This window comes from Mesorhizobium sp. CA14, from assembly GCF_020165195.1.
GTDB lineage: Bacteria > Pseudomonadota > Alphaproteobacteria > Rhizobiales > Rhizobiaceae > Mesorhizobium.
This window is the reverse complement of record NZ_JAIUHR010000003.1, coordinates 389,748-399,902: the sequence shown is the minus strand read 5'-3', so window position 1 is coordinate 399,902 and position 10,155 is coordinate 389,748. Positions and strand designations below refer to the sequence as shown.

Here is a 10,155-nt window from a genome sequence, read left to right as displayed (position 1 = left end):
GTCTTGCCATGATCGACGTGGCCGATCGTGCCAATGTTCACATGCGGCTTGGTGCGCTCGAATTTACCTTTTGCCATAGTCTCTTTCCTTGGACGGCCTTGACCTTCAGTTCAGTCGAATGCGGGGCGATTAGCGACAACGGCCGAAAAACACAAGTACCTTGTGGCTGAGCGGATTCCCGCTCGACCCGAACCGACGGTCGATTTCAGGGGGATATGGCGCGGATATAGGGCTGCGGTGCATAAAATCAAAGGCTCCCGCCTGGCCCATTGCCGCCGCGACGCCGCTCTGATTTTGTCGGCGGATGCAGTTCATTCCATCCAATATCCGCGGTCCGCTGTTCATGATCATCTCGACGGGATCCTATCTCGTCAACGACACGATGATGAAGCTCGCGACCACCGGACTGCCACCTTATGAAGTGCTCCTGCTGCGGGGTGCTGCCGCGACGCTGTGGGGCGTGCCGCTGCTTCTGATGCTTGGCTATGCCAGGCAGATCCCGCTGCTCTTCGAGCGCAAAGTGCTGCGCCGCAACCTGTTCGAATTGCTGGCGATCCTCTGCTATGTCGTCGCCTTGGCGAACATGCAGATCGCGGATTCCACCGCGCTTGGGCAAGTCACGCCGCTCATCGTGCTGGTCGGCTCCTCGCTACTGTTCGGCGAAAAGATCGGCGCCACGCGCATGGCGCTGATCGGCCTTGGCTTTGTCGGGGCGCTCATGGTGGCGCAGCCGACCATGCAGGGCATTTCGGTCTATGCGCTGCTGGCGCTGGGCAACGCCGCCTTCGCGGCGGTACGCGATATAGCTGGCCGCAAAGTGGGCGCCGAGGTGCCGGGCATGATCGTCGCTATCTCCGCGGTCGTGGTGGTGCTGGTCGGCTCAGGCGCGGCGCATCTGGCGACGGAGCAATGGGTAATGCCGGAAGGACGTCATCTGTTGCTGATCGCCGGGGCGGGCCTGTTCCTGATCTTCGGCCATTTCTTCATCTTCATGGCCTACCGGATTGGGCCGACAAGCGCGGTCGCGCCCTTCTATTACTGCTTCACCGTCTGGGCGGTCATTTCGGGCTTGCTGGTGTTCGGACAGTTTCCCAACGCGCTCGCCGTCTGCGGCATCCTGCTGGTCATGGCCAGCGGTCTGGCCATCGTCTCGCTCGACGAAAGAAAACGCCGGCTGGCCATGGTCGCCTGACGGCGCGCCTCCAGCCTGGGTCGACCCGACCGGGTCGACCTCCAGCAGCCTACTGGCTGTTCCCTGGCCTTCTTCTACAGCGTGCGCTTGCCGGAAATCTGGTGATAGGCCCAGAGCACGACGACAGAGCCGATGACGGCCACGATCAGGCTCCAGATGTTGAGACCGGTGACACCCGCCGAGCCGAAGGCGCTGAATATCAGCCCGCCGACGATGGCGCCGACAATGCCGAGCACGATGTCCATGATCATGCCCTGGCCGGTCTTGTTGACGATCTTGCTGCCGATGAACCCGGCGATAAGGCCGAGAATGATCCAACTGATAATGCCCATAATTCCCTCCTAATTTCCCCCGCCTAGTCATCATGGTCATATGATTGGCAAAAGCTCAAGACAGCTTGAAATTCCGCCGGTTTGCGCCATTGTGTGGCCGGGCGGGCTTGGCTGGATTGGATAAGGAGATCCACGATGGGCCTTTTCGACAACGCCGTTCCGGGCGGCAACATCACCAAACCCCTGATGATCGCGCTCGGCGCGCTTTTGGTCGGCAAGATGCTGAGCGGCAGAAGCGAAGAGGCGTCCGCGCCGCAAGCGCCGGCGCCAACCCCTGCGGGAACCGATGCGTCCGCCGATGGCGGCCTGCTCGGCGGTCTTGGCGGCCTGCTCGACAAGCTCAAGGATGCCGGCCACGGCAATGTCGCCGACTCCTGGGTCGGCACCGGTCAGAACCAGCCAATCAACCCGGGTGATCTCGGCTCGGCGCTCGGGCCGTCGGTGATCCGCGAGATCGCGCAGCGCACCGGCATGAACGAGCAGGAGTTGCTGCAGCAGCTCTCCACGGCGCTGCCCGGCATCGTCGACAAGCTGACGCCGAACGGCCAGATCCCGCAGCACCATCAGGTCGCTTCGGCCTTCAACAGCTAAGCGGGCTGGATGAAATGGAAACGCTGCGCGCCACGCGCGGCGTTTTCTTTGGACCATGCGAGGAGGAAATCTGGAGCGGGTAGCGGGAATCGAACCCGCATATTCAGCTTGGAAGGCTGCTGCTCTACCACTGAGCTATACCCGCGCCTTGCACTGAGGTACCGGATTCACCCGAAAAGCGCCATGCATTTTCGATCCGAGACTTTCGTTTCAGGGCTTCCGGGCCGGCAGTGGTGGAGAGGGTTGGATTCGAACCAACGTAGGCTAAGCCAACGGATTTACAGTCCGTCCCCTTTAACCACTCGGGCACCTCTCCAGTCTGCCGCCGGAGCCATGCAACGAGGCGTTCGCGCCGATCCGGAGCCCGAGTAAGATCTTCTCCGAAATCAGCGAAGCGCCTTATGGCGGCAAGGCCGGTAGGTGTCAACCGGCGCGGCCAGGGTTTTTCGAGGATGTTCGGCATTCATTGCCGCAGCCCATATCCTTAGCCGGACGGGACGGCTATAGAGGCCGGCATGAGCGACGATAAAAGCAACAAGCCCGGCACGCGCAAGGACACCCATTACGCCAAGCTGAGGCGCGCGCATCGCGACCAGAAGGCAGGCGGCGCGCCGGCATTCCGGCCGCGCCAGCCGGTGCCGCCTGGCGAAGCGCCCGGCGACGGACTGGTGCGGCTTTACGGCCTGCACACGGTGCGGGCGGCGCTCGACAATCCGCGGCGCAAGATCAGCACGATGCTGGTGACGCGCAACGCCGCCGAGCGGCTTTCGATCGGCGAGCTTGCCGCCCTGCCCTTCAAGGCCGAACTGGTCGAGCCGAAGGACATCGACAGGATCACAGGGTCCGATGCGGTGCATCAGGGCGTGCTGATCGAGGCCGAGCCGCTCAAGCCGAAGCGTCTCGACGCGCTCGGCGACACGAAGCTGGTGCTGGTGCTCGACCAGGTGACGGATCCGCACAATGTCGGTGCGATCCTGCGCTCCGCCGTCGCCTTCGGTGCCGGCGCGCTGATCACGACCGCCCGCCACAGCCCGCAGGAATCGGGCGTGCTGGCCAAATCCGCCTCCGGCGCGCTGGAGCATATCGACCAGATCGAGGTGAAGAACCTCGCCGATACGCTGGCGCAGTTGCACGAGGCCGGCTTCCAGACCATCGGGCTCGATTCGGAAGGACCGGCCGACCTCGAAAAGACCTTCGACGGCGATAAAATCGCGCTGGTGCTGGGCGCCGAAGGCAAGGGCCTGCGCCAGAAAACCCGCGAGACCGTGACGGCACTGGCCCGCCTCGACATGCCCGGCGCGATCCGCTCGCTCAACGTATCGAATGCAGCGGCGGTGAGCCTTTATGCGGCGAGGAAATTCCTAGCGAAAAGGTGAATGGTGAATAGTCAATGGTGAATGGTCAGGACGCGCCCCTATTCACTATTCACCCACTTCATGCCCCGCCATCCGCTCCAGCGCTCTCACAAGCGCCGAGTGATCCTCCTTGGCCCCGCCATTGGCGGCGCAGGAATTGAAGAGCTGTTGCGTGGTCGAAGTGTTGGGCAGCGACACGCCGAGTGCCTTGGCGCCTTCAAGCGCCAGGTTGAGATCCTTCTGGTGCAGTTCGATGCGGAAGCCCGGCGCGAAGGTGCGCTTGATCATGCGCTCGCCATGCACTTCGAGGATGCGCGAGGCGGCGAGCCCGCCCATCAGCGCCTGCCTGACCTTGGCCGGATCGGCGCCCGCCTTCGAGGCGAAGACCAGCGCTTCGCCGACGGCTTCGATGGTGAGCGCCACAACGATCTGGTTGGCGACCTTGGTGGTCTGGCCGACGCCGTTCGGTCCGACCAGCGTGATGTTCTTGCCCATCCTCTCGAACACCGGCCTGGCGCGCTCGAAGGCCTTTTCCTCGCCGCCAACCATAATGGTTAGCGAGGCAGCTTTGGCGCCGACCTCGCCGCCCGACACCGGCGCGTCGAGATAGTCGCAGCCGAGTTCGTTGATCTTCTTGGCGAATTCCTTGGTGGCGATCGGCGAGATCGAGCTCATGTCGATGACGAGCTTGCCCTTGGTGAGACCGGAGGCGACGCCGTTCTCGCCGAACAGCACATCGCTCACCTGCGGCGTGTCCGGAACCATGGTGATGATGATGTCGGCGGTCTTCGCCACCGCGTTGTGGCCGGAAACGGTCTTCAGCCCTTTGGCGACAAGGTCAGCAGACGGCTTGGAGCGATGGTCGCTGGCGACGACCGGATAGCCGGCGTCGAGCAGATGCCTCGCCATCGGCGCGCCCATGATGCCGAGGCCGATGAAACCGATGGTTTCCATTGGTGTTGCTCCCGAAATTCTTGGCTCTAACTCATCGAAAGGCCGGCGCTGCCCCTCATCCGCCTGCCGGCACCTTCTCCCCGTCTAGAGACGGGGAGAAGGAAGCTCTTAGGCCGCCGCGCTGCCCTGCCCGGCGAATTCGCGGAACCAGCCGAGCCCGGCCTCGGTGCCGGCCTTCGGCTTGTATTCGGCGCCGATCCAGCCGGAATAGCCGAGCCGGTCGATGTGGTCGTAGAGGAAGGGATAGTTGATCTCGCCCGTCCCCGGCTCGTGACGGCCGGGATTGTCCGCAAGCTGGATATGCGCGATGCGGCCGAGGTTCGCCTCGATGGTACGGGCGAGATCCCCCTCCATGATCTGCATGTGGTAGATGTCGTATTGCAGGAAGATATTCTTCGAGCCGATGCGGTCGATCAGCGCCAGAGCCTGGTCGGAATAGTTCAGGAAGAAGCCGGGAATGTCGCGGGTGTTGATCGGCTCGATCAAGAGCCTGATGCCGGCCTGCTCCAGCTTCTCGGCCGCGAAGGCGAGGTTTTCGGCAAAGACGTTCTCCAGCACCACGCGGTCGGCGCCCCGCGGCGCGATCCCGGCAAGGCAGTTGATCTGCTCGCAGCCCAGCGCATGCGCATAGGTGATTGCCTTGGCGACGCCCTGGCGGAACTCCGGCACGCGGTCCGGCAGCACGGCGATGCCGCGTTCGCCCTTCGCCCAGTCGCCGGCCGGCAGGTTGAACAGAACCTGCGTCAGGCCGTTCTTCTTCAGCCGCGCCGCGACGACATCCGGGGCATGGTCATACGGGCCGATATATTCGATACCCTTGAAGCCTGCGCGTGCAGCGGCATCGAATCTGTCCAGGAACTCATGCTCGCCGAAGAGCATCGAAAGATTGGCTGAAAAACGCGGCATTCCTTTTTCTCCTTCTTTTTCTGCCTGCCCCAGGTCGCCTAGTCCAACATCATGATGGCCGTCGGCGCATCCTCGTTGCGTTCGGCAAGCTCCTCGAACTCGGTGATCTTGTCGATTTCCGTGCCCATGGAAATATTGGTGACGCGCTCGAGGATGAATTCCAGCACCACCGGCACCTGATGCTCCTTCATCAGCCGCTGTGCCTCCTTGAAGGCGCCGGCGAATTCCTCTGGCTTCTTCACGCGGACCGCCTTGCAGCCCATCGCCTCGGCGACCGCGACATGATCGACGCCGTAGCCGGCCTCCGGATCGCCTGCACGGTTGACGTTCTCGAAGGCGAGGCTCACCTCATAGTCCATCGAAAAACCACGCTGCGCCTGGCGGATGAGGCCGAGATAGGCGTTGTTCACGACGACGTGGATGTAAGGCAGCTTGTGCTGAGCGCCGACCGCCAGTTCCTCGATCATGAACTGAAAATCATAGTCGCCGGAAAGCGCGACGATATCGCGATCCGGATCGGCGGCGCGCACGCCGAGTGCGGCCGGCAGCGTCCAGCCGAGCGGGCCGGCCTGGCCGCAATTGATCCAGTTGCGCGGCTTGTAGACATGCAGGAACTGCGCGCCGGCGATCTGCGACAGGCCGATCGTTGTGACATAGGTGGTGTCGCGGGCAAACGCCTTGTTCATCTCCTCATAGACGCGCTGCGGCTTCAGCGGCACCTGCTCGAAATGCGTCTTGCGCTTCATTGTCTTCTTGCGCTGCTGGCATTCTTTTGCCCAGCCCGACCAGTCGCGCAGCTTGCCGGCGGTGCGCCATTCCGTGGCAACGTCGAGCAGGATCTTCAGCGCGGCACCCGCATCCGAGACGAAGCCGAGATCCGGCGCAAAGACGCGGCCGATCTGCGTCGGCTCGATGTCGACATGGATGAATTTTTTCCCCTTGGTGTAGACGTCGATCGAACCGGTGTGGCGGTTGGCCCAGCGGTTGCCGATGCCGAAGACGAAATCGGCGGCCAGCATCGTCGCATTGCCGTAGCGGTGCGAGGTCTGCAGTCCGCACATCCCAGCCATCAGCCGGTGGTCGTCGGGGATCGCCCCCCAGCCCATCAAAGTCGGGATGACCGGCACGCCGGTGACTTCGGCGAATTCGATCAAAAGATCGGAGGCATCGGCGTTGATGATGCCGCCGCCGGCGACGATCAGCGGCTTTTCCGCTTCGTTGAGCATCGCCAGCGCCTTCTCGGCCTGGGCGCGCGTCATCGCCGGCTTGAAGGGGGCAAGCGGCTCATAGGCGTCGATGTCGAATTCGATCTCGGCAAGCTGAACGTCGAGCGGCAGGTCGACCAGCACAGGTCCGGGCCGCGAGGAGCGCATCAGATGGAAGGCCTTCTGCAGCGTCATCGGCACCAGATAGGGCTCCATGACGGTGACCGCCCATTTGGCGACCGGTGCCGCGATCGAAGCGATGTCGATGGCCTGGAAATCCTCCTTGTTGAGGCGCGCGCGCGGCGCCTGCCCGGTGATGCAGAGGATCGGAATAGAATCCGCCGAGGCCGAATAGAGGCCGGTGATCATGTCGGTGCCGGCCGGACCGGAAGTGCCGATGCAGAGTCCGATATTGCCGGCCTTGGCCCGCGTATAACCTTCGGCCATATGCGAGGCGCCTTCGACATGGCGTGCCAGCACATGGCGGATGGTGCCGCGCGCCTTCAGCGCCGAATAGAGCGGATTGATCGCCGCGCCAGGCACGCCGAAGGCATTGGTGATACCTTCCTTTTCGAGAACGAGAACCGCCGCATCGACAGCGCGCATCCTGGCCATGATAAGCCTCCATTTCGTTGGTTGGCTTGACAATGACAGCGAGCCTTCGATTTTTCAATTTTTTCAGAATATTTTTTCATTTCTAGAAAATGGCTGTTATTCCCTGATTTTGCTTCGCTTTTCGTTTTCCAGAAAATCCGTCGCAGCAAAGGCTGAAAAACTTTTTCATTGCATCCCGGTCAAAACCGGCGAGAATGCCGCCTATGGAAACGACGGAAAAACGCCAGCGCGGCAGGCCGCGTGCCTTCAATGGCCCGTCCGAAGCGGTCTCGGTGCAGTCGCTCGACCGAGCGCTGCGGATCCTGGCGATCGTCGCCGAGGCCAGCGGCTTGTCGCTGAGTGAAATCGCGGCGCAAAGCGGCATCGCCGCCTCCACCGCCTATCGCATGCTGACGACGCTGGAGAACCACGGCATGGTCGAATTCGATACGACCGACCAGCTCTGGTCCGTCGGCGTCGAGACCTACCGCATGGGCGCTGCCTTCCTGCGTCGGCGCAAGCTGGTCGATCGGGCCCGCATCGTCATGCAGGAATTGATGGAAAAGACCGGCGAGACCGCCAATCTCGGCGTTGCCGAGGACGATTGCGTCGTCTTCGTCAGCCAGGTCGAGACGCACCAGGCGATCCGCGCCTTCTTCCGGCCGGGGACCCGCAGCCCCTTTCATGCTTCCGGCATCGGCAAGGCGGTGCTGGCGCATCTCGAGCCCGACCGGGTCGCTGCTATCCTGCGCAAGGCGGGCCTGCAGCGCTACACCGACAAGACGCTTTCCGATATCTCGGCGCTGGCCCATGATCTGGCCGTTATCAAGCATCGCGGCTGGTCGGTCGACGACGAGGAGCGCCACCCCGGCATGCGCTGCGTGGCCGCCGCCATCTTCAATGAGTTCGGCGAGCCGCTCGGCGGCGTTTCGGTGTCCGGACCGACGGTGCGGGTCACGCCCGAGCGGCTGGCCGAGATCGGTCCGCTGGTGCGCGACGCCGCGGTCGAGGTGACGAAGATGATCGGCGGCGTGAAAGCCTATTAAGACGCGCCCGGCAATGCGCTCTTTGCCGATATGTCGAAGAAATCGAGCAGGATCGCCAGCCCGACGCCACAGGCCGCCAAGATGAGGCCGGCGATGAAGATCCGACAGGCGCGGTCATGAATGCTTCGCTTCAGGGATTTGACATCGAGCAGAATGGCAAGCGCCCGCATCTGCAGCGCGATGCCGACCAGGATCGGCAGGACGGCAATCAGATGATAGGTCTGCCATGGGATCGGGTTGGCCGCCCAATGGGTGATGAAGCCTAGGGAGAACGCCAGCAGGATGCCGACGATGGTGATGGTGCCGTTGCGGAAAACCGGTTCGACCCGTTCTTCCTTGGGATCCTGATTGTCCAAGCGAGCCTCCCCGCGATTGGCGTCAAAGCCAGATTAAACACTTGCAAAATCGCTGTACATCGTTGGTTGCCCAGCAGGAACCGACCGACCACAGCCAGGCCGGACGCCGGGCTGACCGTCTTGCCGGGGCGCCGGGATGCATGCGAAAGGGCACCGATGCGGAAAACAGTCTACCTTCTATCCGCCGCTTCACTTTGCGGATGCATGGCGGCGGCACCGCCGGTCGAGCCTATCGGCAGCCCCAGCAGCAACCCGCTGGTCGATCCCGTTCCGATCTCGCTGGCTCTGGAGGAGATCATCACGGCCGGCGTTCGCCAGCATTTGAAGAATCCCATCGCTGCCAAATTCGGGACTATGCTCGCCGGAGAACGCAGTTTGAACGGCCGCCACGAGATCATGGTGTGCGGCTATGTCGACGATAGGGGCTCTCCCGGCCGCAGCGAGGCCTTCACCGGCCAGATCTATCCCGATGGCGGAAACAGCTTCGAGCTCGTCGCGATAAATGACGCTTCAGTCAACAGCGCCTGCAAGGCGGCGGGATTGGCACTGCCGGAGCTGAAGCCCAGTTCCTGAATTGCTGGAGGCGGAACCCCGTCCGCTTCGAATCAGGCGGATGCGTAGGCTCAAACGCAAGAAAGGGGCTGCGTGCAGCCCCTTTTTTAGGTCGTTGATTCAGCTCCCTCCTAGAGCCTGCAATAGCGCGGGCCGTCGTAGCTCATATAAGTGTCGGTGCGCTCGTCGTAGCTGGCGTAGCGGGCGTAGCAGCGGCGGACATGGATCGAGTCGTAGCCGTCATCTTCGACATAGACGCTGCGGGGCTGCTGCTGGGCAAGCAGGCTGCCGAGAACGAAACCGCCGACGCCGGCGGCGATGCCGATGCCGAGCTCGCGGCGGTGATGATGGTCGTGGGCGGCAGAAGGCTGGACGGTGCCGACGAGCGAGCCGGCGGCGACGGTGGTGGCGATGAGGCCGGAAACGATGGTGCGCTTGAACATGACGATCTCCTGTTTCGGTGGAGAGGCGAACCATCCGCCTCTTGATCATGGGTCGTCGTGGCCTCGAAAAAGGTTCGAAGTATTTTTGCGATTTTTTTCGGCGGGATTGAGCGAATAGGGAGTAGCGAATAGCGAGCAGGGAAAGCGGGGATATGCTAAATGCAAATCCCCTATTCGCTATTCGCTATTCGCTATTCACTATTCGCTACTCGCTACTCGCTCACTTCATCCCATCCCCGTGATGTGCCTCAGCCAGAAGGCCAACACGATGAAACCGACGAAGGTGGCGACACCGGTCCAGTCGATATTGGCCTTCTTCAGATCCCTGATGGCCTTCACCAGCAGAAGCCAGGTCACGACGATGAGCGGCAGGATGATGACAAATCTGATCATGCGGCACCCGTTCGATGCGATTGCACGTTGAGGAGATGTAGGAAGCGGCGCTCCGCTTTTCAGCATGCCGGCCAAGCCGCGGCATCCATTGGCAACCCAAAACAGAGTTTTGTCTTTACTGGCGCACGAAATGTGCTACCGGAGCGCCGTGCCCTTGTAGCTCAGCTGGTAGAGCAGCGGTTTTGTAAACCGAAGGTCGCGGGTTCGATCCCTGCCGGGGGCACCATCCTGTAGCG

Annotated in this window: 12 protein-coding genes, 3 tRNA genes and 1 pseudogene; 6 read left to right on the top strand and 10 right to left on the bottom strand. The window is 62.4% G+C overall.

Features of this window, described 5'->3' with window-relative positions:
- Positions 1 to 77: pseudogene (locus LB565_RS06285) on the bottom strand (elongation factor Tu); the annotation flags it as partial.
- 227 nt (positions 78 to 304) lie between these two features.
- Here LB565_RS06285 and LB565_RS06280 point away from each other — a divergent pair.
- Positions 305 to 1,192, top strand: coding sequence for a DMT family transporter (locus tag LB565_RS06280; RefSeq protein WP_224582272.1), 888 nt, complete (start codon positions 305 to 307; stop codon positions 1,190 to 1,192).
- 74 nt (positions 1,193 to 1,266) lie between these two features.
- Here the strand turns inward: LB565_RS06280 and LB565_RS06275 are convergent, their stop codons facing one another.
- Positions 1,267 to 1,524 (bottom strand): GlsB/YeaQ/YmgE family stress response membrane protein, encoded by a 258-nt coding sequence (locus tag LB565_RS06275; protein WP_224582271.1) that lies wholly within the window; start codon positions 1,522 to 1,524, stop codon positions 1,267 to 1,269.
- A 135-nt stretch (positions 1,525 to 1,659) separates the two neighbouring features.
- On the opposite strand from LB565_RS06275, the gene LB565_RS06270 reads away from it, so the two are divergent.
- The gene (locus tag LB565_RS06270) at positions 1,660 to 2,115 is read left to right on the top strand and encodes a YidB family protein (RefSeq protein ID WP_224582270.1); all 456 of its coding nucleotides are present in this window, start codon (positions 1,660 to 1,662) and stop codon (positions 2,113 to 2,115) included.
- A gap of 71 nt (positions 2,116 to 2,186) precedes the next feature.
- On the opposite strand, the gene LB565_RS06265 is transcribed toward LB565_RS06270, so the two are convergent.
- Together LB565_RS06265 and LB565_RS06260 are read right to left on the bottom strand one after the other, a co-directional pair.
- A tRNA-Gly gene (locus tag LB565_RS06265) sits at positions 2,187 to 2,260 on the bottom strand.
- Between the two features lie 86 nt (positions 2,261 to 2,346).
- Positions 2,347 to 2,431, bottom strand: a tRNA-Tyr gene (locus LB565_RS06260).
- Positions 2,432 to 2,630: 199 nt separating this feature from the next.
- On the opposite strand from LB565_RS06260, the gene LB565_RS06255 reads away from it, so the two are divergent.
- Positions 2,631 to 3,491 (top strand): TrmH family RNA methyltransferase, encoded by an 861-nt coding sequence (locus tag LB565_RS06255; RefSeq protein WP_224582269.1) that lies wholly within the window; start codon positions 2,631 to 2,633, stop codon positions 3,489 to 3,491.
- 45 nt (positions 3,492 to 3,536) lie between these two features.
- Here LB565_RS06255 and LB565_RS06250 read toward each other — a convergent pair whose 3' ends face one another.
- From LB565_RS06250 to gcl, 3 genes are all read right to left on the bottom strand, one after another.
- A complete protein-coding gene (locus LB565_RS06250; protein WP_224582268.1) occupies positions 3,537 to 4,424 on the bottom strand; it encodes a 2-hydroxy-3-oxopropionate reductase in 888 nt (295 codons plus the stop codon).
- Positions 4,425 to 4,532: 108 nt separating this feature from the next.
- Complete coding sequence (otnI, locus tag LB565_RS06245; protein ID WP_224582267.1) at positions 4,533 to 5,330, bottom strand: 2-oxo-tetronate isomerase; 798 nt, start codon at positions 5,328 to 5,330, stop codon at positions 4,533 to 4,535.
- 38 nt (positions 5,331 to 5,368) lie between these two features.
- Positions 5,369 to 7,150 carry a glyoxylate carboligase gene (gene gcl / locus LB565_RS06240; protein ID WP_224582266.1) on the bottom strand — a complete coding sequence of 594 codons (1,782 nt, stop codon included), beginning with the start codon at positions 7,148 to 7,150 and terminating at the stop codon, positions 5,369 to 5,371.
- Positions 7,151 to 7,353: 203 nt separating this feature from the next.
- On the opposite strand from gcl, the gene bhcR reads away from it, so the two are divergent.
- Positions 7,354 to 8,175, top strand: coding sequence for an HTH-type transcriptional regulator BhcR (gene bhcR, locus LB565_RS06235; protein WP_224582265.1), 822 nt, complete (start codon positions 7,354 to 7,356; stop codon positions 8,173 to 8,175).
- Here bhcR and LB565_RS06230 read toward each other — a convergent pair.
- The gene (locus tag LB565_RS06230) at positions 8,172 to 8,531 is read right to left on the bottom strand and encodes a hypothetical protein (protein ID WP_140539301.1); all 360 of its coding nucleotides are present in this window, start codon (positions 8,529 to 8,531) and stop codon (positions 8,172 to 8,174) included. The two genes, bhcR and LB565_RS06230, sit on opposite strands and share 4 nt — an antisense overlap.
- Before the next feature lie 204 nt (positions 8,532 to 8,735).
- On the opposite strand from LB565_RS06230, the gene LB565_RS06225 reads away from it, so the two are divergent.
- Entirely contained in the window at positions 8,736 to 9,104 is a 369-nt protein-coding gene (locus tag LB565_RS06225; RefSeq protein WP_224582264.1) for a hypothetical protein, read from the top strand.
- A gap of 110 nt (positions 9,105 to 9,214) precedes the next feature.
- On the opposite strand, the gene LB565_RS06220 is transcribed toward LB565_RS06225, so the two are convergent.
- Positions 9,215 to 9,526, bottom strand: a complete 312-nt coding sequence (locus LB565_RS06220) for a BA14K family protein (protein ID WP_095767586.1) — start codon at positions 9,524 to 9,526, stop codon at positions 9,215 to 9,217.
- Between the two features lie 225 nt (positions 9,527 to 9,751).
- Entirely contained in the window at positions 9,752 to 9,919 is a 168-nt protein-coding gene (locus LB565_RS06215) for a hypothetical protein (protein WP_224582263.1), read from the bottom strand.
- Between the two features lie 150 nt (positions 9,920 to 10,069).
- Between LB565_RS06215 and LB565_RS06210 the strand changes: the two genes are divergently transcribed.
- Positions 10,070 to 10,145: transfer RNA gene (locus LB565_RS06210), tRNA-Thr, on the top strand.
- Positions 10,146 to 10,155: the final 10 nt, after the last annotated feature.